We start from the raw sequence: 19,014 nt of genomic DNA on the forward strand, positions 1-19,014 counted from the left end.
AGTGGCGCCGATACGATTGCCCCGTGAGCGGGCACCGGACCGGACCCGAGGCGCCGGCCCGGGTCGTGATCTTCAGCCGGGCGGGCTGTCACCTGTGCGACGAGGCGCGGGAGGTGGTCTCCGCGGTGTGCGAGGCTGCGGGCGAGGCCTGGCGAGAGGTCGACGTAGACAGCGACCCCGCGTTGGTGGACCGTTACGGCGAGTACGTGCCCGTCGTCGAGGTGGACGGCGTGCAACAGGGATTCTGGCGGGTCGACGGTGCGCGGCTGGCGCGGCGCCTGGCACGACCCACGGGGAGGGGACGGACGTGATCGAGATCGGTGAGGTGACGGTGCCCACGGCGACGGTGGCGCGGCTGCCGTTCTACCTGCGGGCGCTGCGGGACCTGGCGGGCGAGGGCGTGGAGGTGACGTCGTCGTCCGACCTGGCGGAGCGGTCCGGGGTGGGGTCCGCGCAGCTGCGCAAGGACCTGTCCTACCTGGGGTCGTTCGGCACCCGCGGGGTGGGCTACGACGTGGAGTCGTTGTCGTCGTACATCTCGTCGGCGCTGGGTCTGGGGTCGGAGCACCGGCTCGCGATCGTGGGCGTCGGCAACCTGGGCCACGCCCTGGCGAACTACTCGGGCTACTCGGCGCGCGGCTTCTCGCTGGTGGCGCTGCTGGACGCGGACCCGGTCGTCGTCGGGCAGGAGGCCGCGGGGCTGGAGGTGGAGCACGTCGACGCCCTGGAGCGCGTCCTCGCGGAGCGTCAGGTGTCGATGGTGATCCTGGCGACGCCGGGCGGGGTGGCCCAGCAGGTCGCCGAGCGGGTCGTGGCGTGCGGGGTCCGGGAGATCCTCTGCTTCTCGCCGGTGGCGCTGCAGCTCCCGGACGACGTGGTCGTGCGTAGCGTCGACGTGGCGGGCGAGCTGCAGATCCTGGCGTTCCACGCGGCGGCGCGGGCCGCGCAGTCGGCGCAGTCGGCGCAGGCGGTCCCGCCGGCCGTCTGAGCGGTCCCGCCCCTCCGGGGCGCCCGAGCGGGCCCGGACGCGACAGGACCCCGCGAGCCCGAGGGCTCGCGGGGTCCTTGCGCGGTGCGGGGTGGTTCAGTTCTGGGAGATCGCGGAGACGTCGAGCGCGATCTTGACCTTCTCGCCGACGAGGAAGCCGCCGGTCTCGAGGGCGGCGTTCCAGGTGAGGCCGAAGTCCTTGCGGTTGATCTCGATCTCGGACTCGAAACCGGCGCGCTGGTTGCCGAACGGGTCCTTGGCGGTGCCCTCGAAGTCGACGGGCAGCTCGACCTGCTGGGTCACGCCGTTGATGGTGAGGTCGCCGGCCACGACGTAGCCGTCGGAGCCCGCGGTGACGGTGGTGGACTCGAAGGTCCAGGTGGGGCGCTCCTCGGCGTGCCAGAAGTCGGCGCTGGCGAGGTGCTGGTCGCGGTTGGCGTCACCGGTGCTCACGGCGGCGGCGTCGAGCTCGACGCGCACGGAGGAGGACTCGAGGTCCTCGCCGACGGTGATGGTGCCGGCGGCGATGCCGATGGTGCCGCGCACCTTGGCGATGCCGGCGTGGCGCACGGTGAACGACGCGGTGGAGTGGGAGGCGTCGACGGCGTAGGTGCCGGTGGCGAGACCGGTGGGCAGTGCGGTGGCCATGGAGTGCTCCTTGTCGGGGTCCGGGGCCCTGTCCCGGGCGGGGCAGGTCCATCGAAAAGCATGAACCAGGGGGTCCGTCGACCTATTCCTCGTCCGCGGCGCCCGCCGGCGGTGACGTGCGTCACACCCCACGGCCTGGTCGGCGGCGGTCCCGGCGCGAGGTGCGGACCCGGTCGACGACGGCGACCCGACTGCTTGTGAGACCTGTCACAACCGCGGCGGCGGGGCCCGAGGCCGGACCGGAGCGCCGTCGACGATCTGGGACACTGGGGCGCATGGCCACCACCACCGTCCACCTCCTGCGGCACGGCGAGGTCCACAACCCCGACGGCGTCCTGTACGGACGGATCGCCGGGTACCGGCTCTCCGACCGCGGCCAGGAGATGGCCCGCCGCGTCGCCGAGCACCTCGTCGGTGCAGGCCGGGACGTCGTCGCCGTCGTCGCCAGCCCCCTCCAGCGCGCCCAGGAGACCGCGACGCCCGTCGCCCGCGGCTTCGGCGTCGAGCTCGCCACCGACGAGCGCCTCCTCGAGGCCGGCAACCAGTTCGAGGGCACCACGATCGGCTCGCGACCCGGCCAGCTGGCCAACCCGCGGTACTGGAAGCTCCTGTGGAACCCGCTGCGGCCCTCGTGGGGCGAGTCCTACGCCGACCAGGTCACGCGCATGCGCGCCGCCGTCGAGGACGCCCGCCGCGCCTACGACGGCCACGAGGTCGTGCTCGTCAGCCACCAGCTCCCCATCTGGGTGACGCGCCTCGCGCTGACCGGTTCCCGCCTCGCCCACGACCCGCGCCGCCGCGAGTGCACGCTCGCGTCCCTGACGTCGCTGCGGTTCGACGACGGACGCTTCACCTCCCTGCACTACAGCGAGCCCGCCGGCGACCTCCTCCCCGGCGCGGACCCGGTGGCGGGCGCATGAGGCGCGCACGCACGACCGCGGCCCTCGCCGCCGTCGCCGGGACCGCCCTGCTGCTGTCCGCCTGCGCGGCCGAGTCCGGGGCGTCCGACGTCGTCGGGCAGGGCTTCGTGTCCGGCGACGGCACCGTCCAGCAGTGGGCGCCCGACGAGCGCGACGACGTGGTCGTCGTCGCCGGCACCACCTTCGAGGGCGACGAGGTCTCCACCGAGGACTGGCGCGGCGACGTCGTCGTCCTCAACACCTGGTACGCGGGCTGCGCGCCCTGCCGGGCCGAGGCGCCCGACCTCGTCGAGATCGCGGGCTCCCGCGCCGACGACGGCGTCCACCTGCTCGGCATCAACACCGAGGACGAGGCGGGCGCCGCGCTGGCCTTCCAGCGCACCTTCGACGTGCCCTACCCCTCGATCGAGGACCGCAGCGGGCAGGTCGTCGCCGGGCTGTCGGGCGTCGTCCCGCTGCAGGCCGTCCCGTCGACGGTCGTGCTGGACGCCGGCGGCAAGGTGGCCGCCCGCGTCGTCGGGCAGGTCGCGGGCTCCACGCTCGAGGCGCTGATCGACGACGCGCTGGCCGGCACCCAGACGGCCACCGAGGGCGACTGACGTGGGGGAGGCGTTCGCGACGACGGCGATGAGCGGGTCGATGCTCCTCGCCGTCCCCGTCGCGGTCCTGGCCGGGGTGGTGTCGTTCGCGTCCCCGTGCGTCCTGCCGCTCGTGCCCGGCTACGTCGGGTACGTGGGCGGGATGGCCGCGGCCACCGCGGGCCCCGCGGGCGGCACGACGACGGCGACGAGGACCCCGGCCCGCAGCCGCGTCGTCACCGGCGTCGCGCTGTTCGTGCTCGGCTTCACCGCCGTGTTCGTGGCCCTCATGGCCGCCGCCGGGGCGCTGGGCTCGTACCTGGTGCGCTACGAGGACGTGCTCACGCGGGTGCTCGGCGTCGTCGTGATCCTCATGGGCGTCGCCTTCCTCGGCGGCATCGGGTTCCTCCAGCGGGAGCGTCGCCTGCACGTCAGCCCGCGGGCGGGTCTGTGGGGGGCGCCGCTGCTGGGCGTCGTGTTCGGCCTCGGGTGGACGCCCTGCCTCGGCCCGACCCTGGCCGCGGTCCAGTCGCTCGCGCTCGACGAGGCGTCGGCGACCCGCGGCCTGCTGCTCGGCGTCGCCTACTGCGTGGGGCTCGGCGTGCCGTTCCTCCTGGTCGCGCTCGGCCTGCAGTCCTCCCAGAAGATGCTCGGGTTCCTGCGTCGGCACCGCCTCGCGATCATGCGGGTCGGCGGCGGCCTGCTCATCGCCATCGGCCTGGCCATGGTGACGGGCGTGTGGGGCGCGGTGACGAGCCAGCTGCAGAGCTGGATCAGCGGATACACGACGGTGGTGTGATGGCAGGGCAGACGTACCGTCCCGACGGGATCGCGGACGAGTTCACGACCGGTGGAGCGGAGCCCGAGCGGCCCGCCGCCGCGGACGCCCCCGGGCAGGGGGCGCCGCAGCTGCCCTCCCTCGGCCGGCGCGGCATGCTGCGCTGGACGTGGCGCCAGCTCACCAGCATGCGTGTCGCGCTCATGCTGCTCATGCTGCTCGCCGTCGCCGCGGTGCCCGGCTCGATCCTGCCGCAGCGGCCGCAGGACCCGGCCGCCGTCGTCGAGTACCTCGGCGAGCACCCCACCGCGGGCGAGTGGCTGGACCGCTTCGGGTTCTTCGACGTCTACTCCTCGCCCTGGTTCTCGGCGATCTACCTGCTGCTGCTCGTGTCGCTGGTCGGTTGCATCGTGCCGCGCACGATCGCGCACGCCCGCGCGCTGCGGTCGCGTCCGCCGCGCACCCCGGCCCGGTTCGAACGCTTCCCCGTGCACGTGCGCGCCACGTCGTCCGCGACGCCCGACGAGGTGACCGAGGCCGTCGCCGCGCACCTGCGGGGCCGCGTGCGCCTGCTGCCGAGGTTCCGCGTCGAGACCGACGCCGAGGACGCCCGTGCGGCCCGCGGCAAGGTGCCCGCGCGCCCGGCCACCCGCACCGTCGCGGCCGAGCGCGGCTACCTGCGCGAGACGGGGAACCTGCTGTTCCACCTCGCGCTCGTCGGCCTCGTGATCTCCGTCGGCGTGGGCCAGCTGATGCACTACCGCGGCCAGGCCATCGTCACCGAGGGCCGCGGCTTCGCGAACGCCGTCGTCGACTACGACACCTTCGAGTCCGGCGCGTGGTTCCGCGAGGACTCGCTCGTGCCGTTCTCGATGACGCTCGACGCGTTCACCTCCGAGTTCGCCACCGACACCGTCGCGTTCGCGCAGTCGCGCGACTTCACCGCGGACGTCACCGTGCGCGAGCCCGACGGCACCGAGAGCGCCGAGACCATCAAGGTCAACCACCCGCTCGAGATCGACGGCGCCAAGATCTACCTGCAGGGCAACGGCTACGCGCCCGACATCACCGTGACCGACGCCGCCGGCGAGGTCGCGTTCTCCGGTCGGGTGCCCTTCATCCCGGAGGACCAGGTCTACACCTCGCGCGGCGTCGTGAAGGTGCCGGACGTGTCCGACGGGCTGGAGCAGATCGGGCTCGTCGGGTACTTCCTGCCCACCGCGGTCATCGAGGACGACGGGTCGGCACGGTCCGCGTTCCCGCTGCCCACCGCACCCCTGCTCGTGCTGGAGGTGTACCGCGGGGACCTCGGCCTGGACGAGGGCGTGCCGCAGAACGTGTACCGCCTCGACACCGCCAACCTCACGCCGTCGCTCGACGAGGACGGCGAGCGCGTCAAGATCCTCCTGGAGCCCGGCGACACGGTCGACCTGCCCGACGGGCTCGGCACCATCACGTTCGCCGACGGCGACGTGCCGCGGTTCGTCGCGCTCGACCTGCGCCACGACCCGTCGCTCGCCTGGGTGCTGACGTTCGCCCTGCTCGCGCTCACCGGCCTCGTCGGCTCGCTGTTCCTGCCGCGGCGCCGCGTGTGGGTGCGATCATGGGACGACGGCGGCACCACGCGCGTCGAGGTCGCGGGCCTGGCCCGCGGCGACGACGCCGGCCTGGACGGCGAGGTCGGGCGCGTGCTCGACGCCGTGCCGGGCGTCACGACCGACGACAGCCCCACCGACCGAGGGACGGAAGACTGACATGGGTATCGCCGAGCTGAGCGACCTGCTCGTCTGGGCCGCCGCGACGACGTTCGCGATCGCGATGATCGCGTTCGCCGTCGACCTGGGCAGCAGGTCCGACGAGAAGCTCACCGCCAAGGCCTCCGCGGCCGTGACCGTCGGGGCCGGCGCCCCCGCCGCCGGGCCCGCCGGCGCCGAGGCCCCGCCGCGCCGGCGCGCCGCCGGGATCGCGATGTCGACGTCGTGGCTCGGTACCGCGCTGCTGCTCGTCGGGATCGTGCTGCGCGGCCTCGCCGCCGGGCGCACCCCCTGGGCCAACATGTACGAGTTCACGCTCGTCGGGTCGTTCGTCGCGATGGCCGTGTTCCTCGTCTGGAACCTGCGCCGCGACGTGCGGTTCCTCGGGGCGTTCGTCACCGGCATCGTGACGCTGTTCCTCGTGCTGGGCCTCAACGCGTTCCACGTCGCCGCGACCGGCGTGCAGCCCGCGCTGCAGAACTACTGGCTGGTGCTGCACGTCGGTGTCGCGATCGTCGCCACCGGCATCTTCACCGTCGCGTTCGTCCTGTCCGTGCTGCAGCTCCTGCGCGACTTCCGCGACGAGAACGTCCCGTTCCTCGCGCGCCCCGGCTTCCGCTGGCTCGACCGCACGCCCTCCCCGGTGACGCTCGAGTCGATGTCGTTCCGCCTCAACGCCGTCGCGTTCGTGCTGTGGACCTTCACCATCATCGGCGGCGCCATCTGGGCCGAGGACGCCTGGGGCCGGTACTGGGGCTGGGACCCCAAGGAGGTGTGGAGCTTCGTCATCTGGGTCATCTACGCCGCCTACCTGCACGCCCGCACCACGCGCGGCTGGTCCGGCCGCCGCGCCGCCTGGTTCGTCGTCGTCGGCTACGCCTGCGTGCTGTTCAACTTCACCGGCGTGAACCTCATCTTCAACGGCAAGCACTCGTACTCCGGCATCAGCTGATCCGCCGCCCGCGCCCTCCCGGCGCGGCACGACGAAGGGCGGGGACCATGACGGTCCCCGCCCTTCGTCGTCCCGGTGACGCCGACCTCCCCGGTCCGTGGCGCCTGGTCCTGCCGTGCCCGAGACCCTCGTCACCCAGGGCCGTCCGCCCCGGGTGAGGTGCCCGCGCCGCGCGGTGCGGCCCGGTGGTCAGTCGCCGCCGCCACCGCCGTCCCCGCCACCGCCGTCGGACCCGCCGTCGCCGCCCCAGCCGCCGTCGTGACCGCGCCGGTCGCCGTCGCCGTCCGCGGACGGACCGGTGGCGCCGTCCCCGCCGCTGTCGCGCTGCTCACGTCGCCGGCGACGCTTCTCCTGGTCCAGGCGCCACAGGAACTCCGGGTCGTCGTCCGGCGCGACCGGCCCGGACGGGCGGCGCGGGCCACGGCTCGGCCGCGCCGTGCGGCCGCCGGAGCCGCCGCGGCGCTTGCGGGCCTGCCGGGCGACGATCCAGGTCAAGGGGCCGAAGATCGGCAGCAGGACGATGATGAGCACCCACAGCCAGGTCGGCAGGCCGCCCCGGTCGTCGTCGTCCGAGCTCGCCAGGTCGGACAGGGCGTACACCAGCAGCCCGACGACGACGAGACCCACCAGCACACGAGTCATGGCTCCACCCTAGTTGCCCGGGGAAGGGCCTCGGCACGGGCCGCTGTCCGGCCCCCCTGCGCGGGCGGACTACCCTGGGAGGGTGCCCCTCGTGACCTACTCCGTGCTGCGCCTGCTGATCCTCGCGGCCGCCCTCGGGCTGGCCTGGACGGTCGGCCTGCGCGGCTGGCTGCTCGCCCTGGTCGCCGTCGTGGTGGCCTTCGCCGTCTCCTACCTCGCGCTGCCGAGGCAGCGGGACGCGGCGACCGCCTGGATGGCGCAGCGTGCGGAGCGGCGCGCCGGGCGTCGTGGCTCGGACAAGGTCACGGTGGACTCCCTGGCCGCGGACGACGCCGCCGCCGAGGACGCCGCGTTCGAGGGCGACCGGGTCGACCCGTCCGCCACGACCGAGCGCTGAACCCGCCGGCGGGGCGGCGTCAGAGCGCCAGACCGACGCCCAGCAGGACGCCGTAGGCGAGCTCGAACATCCCCGTGCCCGCCAGGACGGGCACCAGCGCGCGGCCCCGCGCGCCCGCCAGCACCGGCAGCACCAGCAGGACCGCCGGGAGCAGCAGCACCGCGACGAGGAACACCCACGGGTTCCAGGCGGCGCACGCGAGGGCGAGCAGCATGGCCAGCGCGATCCACAGTGCGTACAGGCGGCGCGCGCGCCGGTCACCGAGACGCACCGCCAGGGTCCGCTTGCCGGCGTCCACGTCCGTGGGGATGTCCCGGACGTTGTTGACCATGAGCAGCGCGCAGGCGATGAGCCCGACCCCGACGGCGCCCAGCACCGCCGGCCACGTGACGCGGTCCGCCTGGGTGTAGGTCGTGCCGAGGGTGGCCACCAGCCCGAAGAACACGAACACCCCGACCTCGCCGAGGCCCGCGTACCCGTAGGGCCGCTTCCCGCCGGTGTAGTACCAGGCCGCGACGACGCACAGCACGCCGACTCCCAGCAGCCACCAGTGCCCGCTCACCGCGCACAGGGCCAGCCCCAGCACCCCGGCGACGCCGAACGCCGCGAACGCCGCGCCCCTGACCTGCCCGGACCGGGCGACGCCCGACGCCGTGAGCCGCAGCGGACCGACCCGGTCGAGGTCCGTGCCGCGCACGCCGTCCGAGTAGTCGTTGGCGTAGTTCACGCCCACCTGGAGGGCGAGGGCCACCCCGAGGGCGAGCAGCGCCGCCAGCCAGGCGAACGCGTCGACCTGCGCGGCCGCGCCGGACCCGACCAGGACGGGGGCGGCGGCGGCGGGCAGGGTGCGCGGGCGTGCCCCGGCGACCCACTCGGCGGGCGTGGCCATGCGTGCTCCTCTCAGCGGGCGGTGCCGGCGGGCACCAGGTCGACGACGGCTGCGCGGTCGACCTTGCCGGGGCCGCGCAGGGGGAGCGCGGGCACCCGGTACACCTGTCGTGGCGCGGCGGCCGCGCCCAGCCTATCCGCGACGGCGGCCCGCACCCGCGCCAGCTCGGCCGCGCCGACGGGGACGGCCGCGGCGTCCGCAGGGGGGTCGCCGCGGCCGTCCGGGACGGCACCGGCCCGGCCCGGGGCGGAGCACACCGCGACGACGGCCTGCCCCCACTCGTCGTCGGGCACGCCGACCACGCACACCTCGGCGTCGAGCAGCTCGCCGAGGACCGCCTCCACGGCCGCGGGCGCCACGTTCACGCCGCCGGTGACGACCACGTCGTCCGCCCGGCCCAGCACCCGCAGCACGCCGTCCTCGACCGTGCCGAGGTCGCTCGTGCGGAACCAGCGGCCGTCGGGGCCGTCGACGAACGCCGCCGCCGTCGCGGCGTCGTCGCCCACGTACCCCGACGCGAGCGTGGGCCCGGCGAGCTCCACCACGCCGTCGGCGAGCCGCACCCGCACGCCGGGCAGCGCGACGCCGTCGTAGACGCAGCCGCCGGCCGTCTCCGACATGCCGTAGGTGCGGACCACGGGCACCCCCGCGTCGTGCGCGCGGGCCAGCAGCCCGGGCGGGGTGGCCGCGCCACCCAGCAGCACCGCCCCGCAGCGGGCCAGCGCGTGCAGCGCCGCCGGCTCGCCGCCGTCCGCCGCCTCCACGACCCGGTGGAGCTGGGTGGGGACCAGCGACAGGTGCACCGGGTCGTCGCCGCGCAGCGGCTCGGCGAGCAGCTCCGCCAGCCCGGCCGGGGTGAACGGTCCGTCGGGCGCCGCCACGGGCGCCCGGCCCGCCAGCAGGGAGCGCACCAGCACCTGCACGCCCGCGACGTGCGTCGGCGGCAGGGTGAGGACCCAGCGGCCCGCGCCGCCGAGCCGCTCGTGCGTCGCGGTCGCGGAGGCCCGCAGCGCCGCCGCGCCGAGCGCGACCTCGCGCGGCGTGCCCGTGGACCCCGAGGTGCGCACGACGACCGCGGTGCCCGCCGGCGGCGGCGCGGCGGTCAGGCGGGGGAGGGGGGCTACGGGGGCGCCGCCGTCGAGCGCGCGACGCAGGGCGTCGACGAGGACCGGGAGGTCGGTGGTGCTCACCGGGTCACGATAGGCCGCCCTCGGCGGCGCCGGGACCGCCGGGGCGGGTCCCGTCGGGGCGGCCGGGCGCGGCGGGTCGGGTGACGTAGGGTGTGCGCGCCGACACACTGCCGGAGGTACCGATGACCGTGCGCCGTCGTCCCGCGGCCCTCGCGGGGACGCTCCTCGCCGTCACGCTGCTCGCCGCGTGCTCCGGGGAGCCGGAGCCCGCCCCCACCTCGACCGTGGCCGCCCCCGTGGAGTCGGTCGCGAAGTCCGCACCCCCGGCCGTGCCCACCGTCTGGCCCCTCACCGGGGTCGCCACCGACGAGGTCGCGCAGCGTCCCGCGCTGGCGATCAAGATCGAGAACTCCCGCGAGGCCCGCCCCCAGACCGGTCTCGAGGCGGCCGACACCGTGTGGGAGGAGGTCGTCGAGGGCGGCATCACGCGGTTCGTCGCCGTCTACCACTCCACCGTCCCGGACGTCGTCGAGCCCGTGCGCTCGGTGCGACCCATGGACCCGGCGATCGTCGCGCCGCTCGACGGGATCCTCGCCTACTCCGGCGCGCAGCAGCCGTTCATCGACGCCGTGGGGGCGGCCGGCGTCCAGTCGGTCATCATGGACGCGGGCGACGCCGGGTTCACCCGCGACCCGAACCGGTACGCCCCGCACAACGTGCTCGGCGACCCGGTGGCGTTCCTCGCCCAGGACGACGGCGAGCGCACCACGCCGCCGCCCGCACAGTTCGCGTTCGCGCGCGCCGCGGCGCACGCCACCGCCGTCGTGCAGGGCACGGCGACACGCCACCTCGACGTCGTGCTGTCCCCCGCGCAGACGAGCGCCTGGGCGTGGGAGAAGAAGTCCGGCACCTGGCTGCGCTCCGAGGGCACCGCCCCGTCCCTGTCGACGTCCGGGGTGCAGCACGCCGCGGAGAACGTCGTCGTCCTGGACGTGGAGGTCGTCGACACCTCCTACCGGGACCCGTCCGGGGCGCCCGTGCCGGAGACGCAGCTCGTGGGCTCGGGCACCGGCCTGGTCGCGAGCGGCGGTCGCACGCTCGCCGTCGAGTGGTCGAAGAAGTCCCTGCACGACCCGGTGGTGCTCACCGCGGACGGCGACCCCGTCGAGCTCGCCCCGGGCCGCACGTGGGTGGAGCTCGTGCCCACCCGCACCGGCTCGTACTCGACGTCCTGACCCGGGCCGCCACCCTCTCCGGAACAGGGGTGTCGGAGGCAGCGGAGCGGCGGGGGACCGGCGGCCGTCAGTAGGCGTACGGGAACTGCGACCAGTCCGGGTCGCGCTTCTGGAGGAAGGCGTCGCGGCCCTCGACGGCCTCGTCGGTCAGGTAGGCCAGGCGCGTCGCCTCGCCCGCGAACACCTGCTGGCCCATGAGACCGTCGTCGGCCAGGTTGAAGGCGAACTTCAGCATCCGCACGGCCTGCGGGGACTTCCCGGCGATCGTCAGCGCGTACTCCAGGCCGAGATCCTCCAGGTCGTCGTGCTCGGCGACCTCGTTCACCCCGCCCCAGCGCTCGGCGTCGTCCGCGGAGTACTCGCGCGCGAGGAAGAAGATCTCCCGGGCCCGCTTCTGCCCGACCTGGCGGGCCAGGTAGGCCGAGCCGTAGCCGCCGTCGAACGAGCCGACGTCGGCGTCCGTCTGCTTGAACCGGCCGTGCTGGCGGCACGCGATCGACAGGTCCGCCACGACGTGCAGGGAGTGCCCGCCACCGGCCGCCCACCCGTCGACGACGGCGATCACCACCTTCGGCATGGTGCGGATGAGCCGCTGCACCTCGAGGATGTGCAGGCGGCCCGCACGGGCCGGGTCGACGGCGTCCGCGGTGTGCACGTCGCCGCCGCCGTCGGGCGCGGACGTGTACTGGTAGCCGGACCGTCCGCGGATGCGCTGGTCGCCGCCGGAGCAGAACGCCCACCCGCCGTCCTTCGGCGACGGCCCGTTGCCCGTGAGCAGCACGGTGCCGACGTCGGACGTCATGCGGGCGTGGTCCAGCACGCGGTAGAGCTCGTCCACCGTGTGGGGGCGGAACGCGTTGCGCACCTCGGGACGGTCGAACGCGACGCGCACCACCGGCAGGTCGCGCACCTGCTCGGTCCCGTCGGCGCCGACGGACCGTTCCACGCCCCGGTGGTAGGTGAGGTCCGTGAGGTCGTCGAACCCGGTCACGGTGCGCCACCGGGTCGGGTCGAACGTGCGGGACACCTGGCGGGGCAGGGCGGTGGGGATCGCTGCGTCGGTCGCGTCGTCGGTCACGCCCGCCAGCCTAGTTCGGGTCCGCACGGACCGGTCACGGCGGCCCTGCGCGTCGCCCCCAGGATCTGCACATCGCGGGAGGATCATGGGGGGCATGGACACGACGTTCCCTCCCCGCCCCGAGGTCGCCGACCTGGACGAGGTCGTCGACGAGCTCATCGCCTACGACGCCGCGATCCTGCGCGAGGCGGCACCGGTGACCACGGTGCACGCCCCGAGCACGCCGGGCATGCCGACGGAGTTCACGGACTGAGCCGCGCCGTCGGCCCACCCGCCCCGGGACACGGCGCGGGGCGCTGCCGCCTACGCTGAGGGCGTGGCAGCCACCCTGCAGAGACGACTCGCCTGGTCCACCCCGTTGCGCACCCGCTTCCGCGGGCTGGACGTCCGTGACGGCCTGCTCCTGCGGGGCGACGCCGGGTGGGGGGAGCTCAGCCCGTTCGCCGAGTACGACGACGCCGAGTCGCTCGCGTGGCTGCGCGCCGCGCGCGAGGCCGCGGACACCGGGTTCCCGGAGCCCGTGCGCGACCGCGTGCCCGTCAACGTGACGGTCCCCGCCGTGGGGCCCGAGCAGGCCCGGGCCATCGTGCTGGCGTCCGGCGGCTGCCGCACCGCCAAGGTGAAGGTCGCCCAGCGGCTCGCCGACGGCACCCTCGAACCCCTGCACGTCGAGGTCGAGCGCCTCGAGGCGGTGCGTGCCGCGTTCGTCGAGGCCGGGGTGCCCGACGCCGCCGTCCGCGTCGACGCCAACGGCGCGTGGGACGTCGACGACGCCGTCCGCCGCATCGGGCGCCTCGACGCCGCGGCGGGCGGCCTGGAGTACGTGGAGCAGCCGTGCGCGGACGTCGCCGGGCTCGCCGCCGTGCGACGCCGCGTCGACGTGCCGGTCGCCGCCGACGAGTCGATCCGGCGTGCCGCCGACCCCCTGCGGGTCGTGCGGGAGGACGCGGCCGACGTGGTCGTGCTCAAGGTCCAGCCCCTCGGCGGCGTGCGCGCCTGCCTGGACCTCGCCGAGCAGGTCGGCCTGCCCGTGGTGGTGTCGTCCGCCCTGGAGTCCTCCGTGGGGCTGGCCGCCGGGGTGGCGCTCGCGGCCGCGCTGCCGGACCTGCCGTTCGCGTGCGGGCTGGCCACGTCCCAGCTGCTCGTCCACGACGTCACCGGTGACCCGCTGCTCCCGGTGGACGGTGCGCTGCCCGTGCGCCGCGTGGCCCCCGACGCCGCCGCGCTGGCCGCCGCCGCGGCCCCGCCCGACGTCGAGGCGTCCTGGCTGGCCCGCCACGACCGGCTCGAGGCGCTGCTCGACGACGCGGGCCGGGCCGCATGAGCGCCACGACGCCCGACCGCGCCCACGCTCCCGCCGTCCCGCCCGCCGTCGGGAGCGCGCAGGCGCTCGTCGCCGACCTCGTCGCGCACGGGATGCGGGACGTCGTGCTCGCTCCCGGGTCGCGGTCCGCGCCGCTCGCGTACGCGCTGGCCGCTGCGGCCGACGCCGGGGCGCTGCGCCTGCACGTGCGGGTCGACGAGCGCGCCGCTGGGTTCCTCGCCCTCGGGCTGGCCCGCGGCGCCGCGCCGACCGACGGCGCACCCACCCCCGTCGCGGTGGTCACGACGTCCGGCACCGCCGTCGCGAACCTCCACCCGGCCGTGCTGGAGGCCCACCACACGGGCGTACCGCTGGTGGTGCTCACCGCCGACCGGCCCCACGAGCTGCGCGGCACCGGCGCGTCCCAGACCACCGACCAGGTCGGGATCTTCGGCACGGCCGTCCGCGCGAGCGTCGACGTGCCCGCCCCGGACGGCCGCGACGGCGAGGTGCGGGACCTCCTCGCCACCGTCCGCCGGGCGCTGGCCGCGGCGTGCGGGCTCCGCGACCGCCACCCCGGCCCCGTGCACGTCGACCTCGCCTACCGCGACCCGCTCCAGCCCGCCGAGCCGCTGCGCTGGGAGCCGGCGACCCTGCCGCACGCCGCCGAGGTCGTCCCGCCCGTGCCTGGCCCGGGCGCCGACCCGCTGCTGCCCGGCGACCCCGCCCGCACCCTCGTCGTGGCGGGCGACGGCGCCGGCCCGGCCGCGCGGCGCCTCGCCGAGGCCCGCGGCTGGCCCCTGCTCGCCGAACCGTCCTCCGGGGCGTGCGGGGGCCCGCACGCCGTGCCGGGGTACCGGCTGCTGCTCGCCCTGCCCGAGCTCACCGACGACGTCGAGCACGTCGTCGTCCTCGGCCACCCCACCCTGTCGCGGCCGGTCCAGCGGCTCCTCGCAGGGCCCGACGTCACCGTGACCGTCGTCGCGCCCGGCGGCGGCCCCTGGCCCGACGCCGCCCGCAACGCCGCCCGTGTCGTCGACGCCCTCGCCGACCGCTGGTTCGCCCCGGCCACGACCGGGCACGGTGCCGGGACGCCGGACGCACCGTCCGCCCGCACCCCGTTCCTGCGCCGGTGGCAGACCGCCGGCGCCGCGGCGGCCGCCGCGCTGCGCGCCACCACCGACGCCGTCGACGGCTCCCTCGACGCCGCCCGGTACGCGGCGCTCGCCGTCGCCCGCACGGTGCTCGCCGCGACGGGCCCCGACGACGTGCTCGTGGTCGGGGCGTCCAACCCCGTCCGCGACGTCGAGCTCGCCCTCGGCCTCGACGACGACCCCGGCACGGTGCTCGCCAACCGCGGCCTCGCCGGCATCGACGGCACGCTGTCCACTGCGACCGGCGTCGCGCTCGCCACCGGTCGCCGCACCCGCGTCCTGGTCGGCGACCTCACGTTCCTCCACGACGTCGGGGGCCTCCTGCGCGGTCCCGCGGAACCTGCCGCGCCGCTCGACGTCGTGGTCGTCAACGACGACGGCGGGTCGATCTTCGCGACCCTGGAGCACGGCGCGCTCGCCGCGACGGGACCGGGCGCGTCCGCGACGTTCGAGCGGGTGTTCGGCACCCCGCACGGCGCCGACCTAGCCGCCCTGTGCGCGGGGTACGGGGTCCGGCACCGGCTCGTGCCCGACGTCGCCGCGCTGCGCGACGCGCTCGCGACGTCGCCGGGAGGTGTGCGGGTCCTGGAGGTCCGCGTGCCGCGGGCCGACCGGCTCGCCGAGTCCCGGGACCTCGCGGCCCGCGTCGCGGACGCCGCCCGCGACGGGCTGCGCACGGCCGGCTGAGCGCGCGCCACCCCTGCCGCCCGGCCCGGGGGTGCCGGAGCGGCCGGCCGGGCGGCGGACGCGCACCCGAGGCGGCTACGGTGGACGGAGCCGACCCCGGGAGAGCGATGACCAGGCACGTCGTGACCGTCCCCGCCGCCGCGCTCGTCGCCGCGCTGCTGGCCGCCTGCACGCCCGGTGCGCCGGACGCCGCGTCGCCCGCCGCGTCGTCGGCGGACGCCTCCACCCCGGCGGGCACCGCCACCGACCCGGAGGACACGGGCACGGCGGGCGCTGCGCTCGCCGGGGAGCCGGAGGCGTTCGCCTCCGACCTGGAGGCGCCGTGGTCCCTGGTGTTCCGCGACGGCGTGCCGCTGGTCAGCGAGCGGGACAGCGCGCGGATCCTCGAGCTCGCCGACGACGGCACGGCCCGGGAGGTGGGCGTCGTCGCCGGGGTGACCCCGACCGGTGAGGCGGGCCTCCTCGGCCTGGCGGTGGACGACGACGGCCGGCTCTACGTGAGCTCCACGGCGGCCGAGGGCAACCGTGTCCAGCGCTACGACGTCACCGGGGAGCCCGGGGCGCTCGCGCTCGGCGACCCGGTGACCCTGCTCGACGGCCTGCCCGCCGCGGCGAACCACGACGGCGGCCGGCTCGCGGTCGGGCCCGACGGCATGCTGTACGTGACGCTCGGCGACGCCGGGAACCCCGCGGACGCGCAGGACCCGGAGGTGCTCGCGGGCAAGATCCTGCGCCTCACGCTCGACGGGGAGGTCCCCGACGACAACCCGTTCCCCGGCTCGCCGGTGTACAGCCTCGGGCACCGCAACCCGCAGGGCATCGCGTGGGCGGACGACGGCACGATGTTCGCCACCGAGTTCGGGCAGAACACGTGGGACGAGCTCAACGTGATCGAGGCGGGCGCCAACTACGGCTGGCCCGAGGTCGAGGGCGCCGCCGGGCGGGACGGGTTCACCGACCCGGTGCAGCAGTGGGCGCCGTCCGAGGCGAGCCCCAGCGGGATGGCGCAGGCCGGCGGCACCCTGTTCGTCGCGAACCTGCGCGGCGAGGTGCTGCGCACCGTGCCGGTCGCCGACCCGTCGACGTCGCAGGAGCACTGGGCGGGCGAGCACGGCCGTCTGCGGGACGCCGTCGTCGGCCCCGACGGCCGCCTGTGGGTGCTCACCAACGAGACGGACGGCCGCGGATCGCCCGCCCCGGGCGACGACCACGCCCTCGTGGTGGATCTCACGACGCCCTGACCAGCAGCGACGCGGATTGACAGGGAACTCTCAGGTTCACCCAAGGGGTACCCAAGGATCGGGGGGTCCACTGGGGTCAGAACTTCGAGGAGAGGGCATCCCATGAGCACCGACAACACCCCCGCGTCGCAGCCGTCGCAGCAGCCGCAGTCGGGCCCGGAGCAGCACCCCACCGAGCAGCACACCCAGCCGCTGCCCGTCGAGCGTCCGGCACAGCCCGCGGCACAGCAGCCGCAGCACGCCCCGCGCCAGGAGAACCCCGTCCCGCAGCCGCCCCAGCAGCGCGAGGCCCAGTTCGCCCACCCCGTCGCCGCGCAGCAGCACGGCGCCCACCCCGCCCCGCAGCAGGCCGCCCGCACCGCCCCCCACGGCGGCTCCCGGCCCCAGGCGTACACGCCGTTCGGCGTGCCCGCCGGTGCGCCGCAGGGCTACGGCTACCCGAACCAGCAGACGCACCCCGCGCCCGCCCAGCAGGCGCCCGCCACCAAGCAGCGGTCGCGCTGGGTGCCGGTCGTCGTCGCCGCGGGCGCCGCCGCCGTGCTCGCCAGCGGCGCCACCGTCGCGCTGACGTCCGTCCTCGACGACGGGACCACCGCCTCGTCCCTCGCCGACGTCGGCGCGTCCGAGCAGACCGCCGCCGCGCCCGTCGCGAGCTCCACCGACCAGAACCCCGACTGGCAGGCCGTCACCGCCGCCGTCGCGCCGTCCGTCGTCGCGATCCAGGTGACCAGCCAGTCCGGCGGCGCCGAGGGCTCCGGCGTCGTCATCGACGACGCCGGCCACATCCTCACCAACAACCACGTCGTCTCCGGCGCGTCCGACGACAAGGTCCAGGTCACCCTCAGCGACGGCCGCCTGTTCGAGGCCACCATCGTCGGCACCGACCCGACGACCGACCTCGCCGTCGTCCAGATCGTCGACGCCCCCGACGACCTCCAGCCCGCCACCCTCGGCGACTCCGACGCCGTCCAGGTCGGCGACTCCGTCCTGGCCGTCGGCAACCCGCTGGGCCTGGCCAACACCGCCACCACCGGCATCGTCTCCGCCCTCGACCGGCCCGTGGCCGCGTCCGGCGAGGACGCCTCGGACGTCGTGGTGACCAACGCCATCCAGATCGACGCCGCGGTGAACCCCGGCAACTCCGGCGGGCCGCTGTTCGACGCCCAGGGCCGCGTCATCGGCATCACGTCGTCCATCGCGACGATGTCGGACGGGTCGAGCCAGTCCGGGTCGATCGGTCTCGGGTTCGCGATCCCCGTGAACCTCGCGACCAACGTGTCCCAGCAGCTCATCGAGACCGGCACCGCGGAGCACGCGTTCCTCGGCGTCACCCTCGGCGACGCCACCGCCACGGCGGACGGCGTGACCCGCCGCGGCGCGGAGATCGGCGACGTCACCGCCGGTTCGCCCGCGGCCGACGCCGGGCTGCAGTCGGGCGACGTCATCGTCGCCATCGACTCCGACCCGGTCAACGGCGCCGAGGCGCTCACCGCGTACGTCCGGGAGCGCACCGCCGGCGAGCAGTCGACCATCACGTACGTCCGTGACGGTCAGACCCGGAGCGTCGACGTCACCTTCGCGGTGCGTGACGAGTCGGCGACGGCCGGCCAGGGCTCGTCGGGCACCGACGGGTCGCAGGACGGCTCGCCGGACGGGTCGCAGGGCCAGGACGGCTCCGGCACCCAGCAGCGGCCCGGCCAGGGCCAGGGCCAGGACGGCTCGTCCGACCCCACGCAGCCGGACAACATCCCCGGCTGGCTCCAGGACCTGTTCGGCAACTGAGCTCCGTGACGGCGGGACCCCTCCCCCCTCCGTCCCCGTCGTCGCGGCCCGCACCGGCCCGTCCGGTGCCCCGACCGGCCCGGCACGCCTCGCGCGTGCCGGGCCGGTCGTCCGTGCAGGGCGGGGGAGCGGCACGGCCGGGCGCGCCCCGGGGCGCCGGGACCGCGCTCAGCCGGTCGGGCCGGGAGCCGCCTCCAGCGCCGCCGCGACGCCCAGCGCGCTGCGCTCCAGGAAGGCCGCCAGGTCGTCGGGCGGGACGTCGGGGTCCGTCGCGGCCTCGATGAGCGCCTGCTCGGCGAACGAGATCCACGAGTGCACCGCGACGTCGAGCAGCGGTCCGGGCGGAGTGCCCAGCCCCGCCAGGACGTCCTGCAGGTGCCCCGCCAGGACGTCGCGGGCGTGCTGGATCGTGGTGCGGACGTTCTCGTCGCCGCTCGCCGCACCCCGCACCAGCGAGTAGAAGGTCGCGTGGTGGTCGCGCACGAACACCACGAACCGGTCCAGGGTGTCGCGCAGCCGCGCCTGCGGCGGCAGGTCCGCGCGCGGCTCGGTCGCGTGGAGCATCGCGTCGCGGGCCGTGCGCACGATGGCGGAGTGCAGGCCCTGCCGGTTCTGGAAGTAGTAGTGCACCAGGGCGGGGGACACCCCCGCCTGCGCGGCGAGCTCCTCCACCGTGACCGCCTCGAGCGGGCGGTCGGCCAGCGCCGCGACCCCCAGGGCCAGGAGCTGCTGGCGGCGCTCGTCGGGACTCATCCGGGTGCGTCGAGCCGAGGCCATGGCCCGAGCATAGGACGCCCCGGCGGGCCGTCCGGACGGCGCCCTCGGCGCCGGCACCACCGAGGCGGCCTCAGCAGACGT

General features: G+C 76.0%; 20 protein-coding genes. 14 read left to right on the forward strand and 6 right to left on the reverse strand.

All coding sequences use genetic code 11. The annotated features are described in order from the left end of the window. Nucleotides 1-23 precede the first annotated feature (23 nt). Entirely contained in the window at nucleotides 24-311 is a 288-nt protein-coding gene (locus ATJ88_RS03710; RefSeq protein WP_245852104.1) for a glutaredoxin family protein, read from the forward strand. Then, the gene (locus ATJ88_RS03715) at nucleotides 308-988 is read left to right on the forward strand and encodes a redox-sensing transcriptional repressor Rex (RefSeq protein WP_098462667.1); all 681 of its coding nucleotides are present in this window, start codon (nucleotides 308-310) and stop codon (nucleotides 986-988) included. Before ATJ88_RS03710 ends, ATJ88_RS03715 begins: the two co-directional genes overlap by 4 nt. Nucleotides 989-1,084: 96 nt before the next feature. On the opposite strand, the gene ATJ88_RS03720 is transcribed toward ATJ88_RS03715, so the two are convergent. After that, complete coding sequence (locus tag ATJ88_RS03720; RefSeq protein WP_098462668.1) at nucleotides 1,085-1,636, reverse strand: YceI family protein; 552 nt, start codon at nucleotides 1,634-1,636, stop codon at nucleotides 1,085-1,087. Nucleotides 1,637-1,911: 275 nt separating this feature from the next. On the opposite strand from ATJ88_RS03720, the gene ATJ88_RS03725 reads away from it, so the two are divergent. The 5 genes from ATJ88_RS03725 to ccsB are packed head-to-tail and all read left to right on the forward strand — an operon-like array spanning nucleotide 1,912 to nucleotide 6,618. Continuing rightward, nucleotides 1,912-2,556 (forward strand): histidine phosphatase family protein, encoded by a 645-nt coding sequence (locus ATJ88_RS03725; RefSeq protein ID WP_098462669.1) that lies wholly within the window; start codon nucleotides 1,912-1,914, stop codon nucleotides 2,554-2,556. After that, nucleotides 2,553-3,155 (forward strand): TlpA family protein disulfide reductase, encoded by a 603-nt coding sequence (locus ATJ88_RS03730; RefSeq protein WP_098462670.1) that lies wholly within the window; start codon nucleotides 2,553-2,555, stop codon nucleotides 3,153-3,155. Before ATJ88_RS03725 ends, ATJ88_RS03730 begins: the two co-directional genes overlap by 4 nt. A 1-nt stretch (nucleotide 3,156) precedes the next feature. Continuing rightward, nucleotides 3,157-3,933, forward strand: coding sequence for a cytochrome c biogenesis CcdA family protein (locus tag ATJ88_RS03735; protein ID WP_098462671.1), 777 nt, complete (start codon nucleotides 3,157-3,159; stop codon nucleotides 3,931-3,933). Continuing rightward, complete coding sequence (resB, locus tag ATJ88_RS03740) at nucleotides 3,933-5,666, forward strand: cytochrome c biogenesis protein ResB (protein ID WP_098465099.1); 1,734 nt, start codon at nucleotides 3,933-3,935, stop codon at nucleotides 5,664-5,666. Before ATJ88_RS03735 ends, resB begins: the two co-directional genes overlap by 1 nt. Nucleotide 5,667: 1 nt before the next feature. Next, nucleotides 5,668-6,618 (forward strand): c-type cytochrome biogenesis protein CcsB, encoded by a 951-nt coding sequence (gene ccsB / locus ATJ88_RS03745; RefSeq protein WP_098462672.1) that lies wholly within the window; start codon nucleotides 5,668-5,670, stop codon nucleotides 6,616-6,618. A gap of 189 nt (nucleotides 6,619-6,807) precedes the next feature. On the opposite strand, the gene ATJ88_RS03750 is transcribed toward ccsB, so the two are convergent. Then, a complete protein-coding gene (locus tag ATJ88_RS03750; protein ID WP_211287459.1) occupies nucleotides 6,808-7,260 on the reverse strand; it encodes a PLD nuclease N-terminal domain-containing protein in 453 nt (150 codons plus the stop codon). A gap of 82 nt (nucleotides 7,261-7,342) precedes the next feature. On the opposite strand from ATJ88_RS03750, the gene ATJ88_RS03755 reads away from it, so the two are divergent. Continuing rightward, the gene (locus ATJ88_RS03755; RefSeq protein ID WP_098462673.1) at nucleotides 7,343-7,657 is read left to right on the forward strand and encodes a DUF4229 domain-containing protein; all 315 of its coding nucleotides are present in this window, start codon (nucleotides 7,343-7,345) and stop codon (nucleotides 7,655-7,657) included. A gap of 19 nt (nucleotides 7,658-7,676) precedes the next feature. Here the strand turns inward: ATJ88_RS03755 and ATJ88_RS03760 are convergent, their stop codons facing one another. Together ATJ88_RS03760 and ATJ88_RS03765 are read right to left on the reverse strand one after the other, a co-directional pair. Next, a complete protein-coding gene (locus ATJ88_RS03760; protein WP_098462674.1) occupies nucleotides 7,677-8,546 on the reverse strand; it encodes a 1,4-dihydroxy-2-naphthoate polyprenyltransferase in 870 nt (289 codons plus the stop codon). Nucleotides 8,547-8,557: 11 nt separating this feature from the next. Continuing rightward, nucleotides 8,558-9,736, reverse strand: a complete 1,179-nt coding sequence (locus ATJ88_RS03765; RefSeq protein WP_098462675.1) for an AMP-binding protein — start codon at nucleotides 9,734-9,736, stop codon at nucleotides 8,558-8,560. Nucleotides 9,737-9,858: 122 nt separating this feature from the next. Here ATJ88_RS03765 and ATJ88_RS03770 point away from each other — a divergent pair, with 122 nt between their 5' ends. Then, nucleotides 9,859-10,911, forward strand: a complete 1,053-nt coding sequence (locus ATJ88_RS03770; RefSeq protein WP_098462676.1) for a DUF3048 domain-containing protein — start codon at nucleotides 9,859-9,861, stop codon at nucleotides 10,909-10,911. Between the two features lie 67 nt (nucleotides 10,912-10,978). Here the strand turns inward: ATJ88_RS03770 and ATJ88_RS03775 are convergent, their stop codons facing one another. Then, a complete protein-coding gene (locus ATJ88_RS03775) occupies nucleotides 10,979-11,989 on the reverse strand; it encodes a 1,4-dihydroxy-2-naphthoyl-CoA synthase (protein WP_245852106.1) in 1,011 nt (336 codons plus the stop codon). 94 nt (nucleotides 11,990-12,083) lie between these two features. Here ATJ88_RS03775 and ATJ88_RS18280 point away from each other — a divergent pair, with 94 nt between their 5' ends. The 5 genes from ATJ88_RS18280 to ATJ88_RS03795 all read left to right on the forward strand — a co-directional run bounded on the left by ATJ88_RS18280 (nucleotide 12,084) and on the right by ATJ88_RS03795 (nucleotide 18,156). Continuing rightward, complete coding sequence (locus ATJ88_RS18280; RefSeq protein WP_170023507.1) at nucleotides 12,084-12,242, forward strand: hypothetical protein; 159 nt, start codon at nucleotides 12,084-12,086, stop codon at nucleotides 12,240-12,242. A 63-nt stretch (nucleotides 12,243-12,305) separates the two neighbouring features. After that, the gene (locus ATJ88_RS03780; RefSeq protein WP_245852108.1) at nucleotides 12,306-13,313 is read left to right on the forward strand and encodes an o-succinylbenzoate synthase; all 1,008 of its coding nucleotides are present in this window, start codon (nucleotides 12,306-12,308) and stop codon (nucleotides 13,311-13,313) included. After that, a complete protein-coding gene (gene menD / locus ATJ88_RS03785) occupies nucleotides 13,310-15,133 on the forward strand; it encodes a 2-succinyl-5-enolpyruvyl-6-hydroxy-3-cyclohexene-1-carboxylic-acid synthase (RefSeq protein WP_098462678.1) in 1,824 nt (607 codons plus the stop codon). The genes ATJ88_RS03780 and menD overlap by 4 nt, the downstream gene beginning before the upstream one ends. A 107-nt stretch (nucleotides 15,134-15,240) precedes the next feature. After that, nucleotides 15,241-16,374 carry a PQQ-dependent sugar dehydrogenase gene (locus ATJ88_RS03790; RefSeq protein ID WP_098462679.1) on the forward strand — a complete coding sequence of 378 codons (1,134 nt, stop codon included), beginning with the start codon at nucleotides 15,241-15,243 and terminating at the stop codon, nucleotides 16,372-16,374. 102 nt (nucleotides 16,375-16,476) lie between these two features. Further along, nucleotides 16,477-18,156, forward strand: a complete 1,680-nt coding sequence (locus tag ATJ88_RS03795; RefSeq protein ID WP_098462680.1) for a S1C family serine protease — start codon at nucleotides 16,477-16,479, stop codon at nucleotides 18,154-18,156. Between the two features lie 168 nt (nucleotides 18,157-18,324). Here the strand turns inward: ATJ88_RS03795 and ATJ88_RS03800 are convergent, their stop codons facing one another. Continuing rightward, nucleotides 18,325-18,933, reverse strand: coding sequence for a TetR/AcrR family transcriptional regulator (locus ATJ88_RS03800; protein ID WP_098462681.1), 609 nt, complete (start codon nucleotides 18,931-18,933; stop codon nucleotides 18,325-18,327). Between the last annotated feature and the right edge of the window lie 81 nt (nucleotides 18,934-19,014).

Origin of the sequence: Isoptericola jiangsuensis (genome assembly GCF_002563715.1) — a bacterium.
GTDB lineage: Bacteria > Actinomycetota > Actinomycetes > Actinomycetales > Cellulomonadaceae > Isoptericola > Isoptericola jiangsuensis.

What these genes read in the sequence shown, in the direction of transcription:
- ccsB (WP_098462672.1), top strand. Translation starts at nt 5,668, where the DNA reads ATGGGTATCGCCGAGCTGAGCGACCTGCTCGTCTGGGCCGCCGCGACG.
- menD (WP_098462678.1), top strand. Translation starts at nt 13,310, where the DNA reads ATGAGCGCCACGACGCCCGACCGCGCCCACGCTCCCGCCGTCCCGCCC.
- ATJ88_RS03770 (WP_098462676.1), top strand. Translation starts at nt 9,859, where the DNA reads ATGACCGTGCGCCGTCGTCCCGCGGCCCTCGCGGGGACGCTCCTCGCC.
- ATJ88_RS03760 (WP_098462674.1), bottom strand. Translation starts at nt 8,546, where the DNA reads ATGGCCACGCCCGCCGAGTGGGTCGCCGGGGCACGCCCGCGCACCCTG.
- ATJ88_RS03730 (WP_098462670.1), top strand. Translation starts at nt 2,553, where the DNA reads ATGAGGCGCGCACGCACGACCGCGGCCCTCGCCGCCGTCGCCGGGACC.
- ATJ88_RS03800 (WP_098462681.1), bottom strand. Translation starts at nt 18,933, where the DNA reads ATGGCCTCGGCTCGACGCACCCGGATGAGTCCCGACGAGCGCCGCCAG.
- resB (WP_098465099.1), top strand. Translation starts at nt 3,933, where the DNA reads ATGGCAGGGCAGACGTACCGTCCCGACGGGATCGCGGACGAGTTCACG.
- ATJ88_RS03790 (WP_098462679.1), top strand. Translation starts at nt 15,241, where the DNA reads ATGACCAGGCACGTCGTGACCGTCCCCGCCGCCGCGCTCGTCGCCGCG.
- ATJ88_RS03720 (WP_098462668.1), bottom strand. Translation starts at nt 1,636, where the DNA reads ATGGCCACCGCACTGCCCACCGGTCTCGCCACCGGCACCTACGCCGTC.
- ATJ88_RS03725 (WP_098462669.1), top strand. Translation starts at nt 1,912, where the DNA reads ATGGCCACCACCACCGTCCACCTCCTGCGGCACGGCGAGGTCCACAAC.
- ATJ88_RS03795 (WP_098462680.1), top strand. Translation starts at nt 16,477, where the DNA reads ATGAGCACCGACAACACCCCCGCGTCGCAGCCGTCGCAGCAGCCGCAG.
- ATJ88_RS03750 (WP_211287459.1), bottom strand. Translation starts at nt 7,260, where the DNA reads ATGACTCGTGTGCTGGTGGGTCTCGTCGTCGTCGGGCTGCTGGTGTAC.
- ATJ88_RS18280 (WP_170023507.1), top strand. Translation starts at nt 12,084, where the DNA reads ATGGACACGACGTTCCCTCCCCGCCCCGAGGTCGCCGACCTGGACGAG.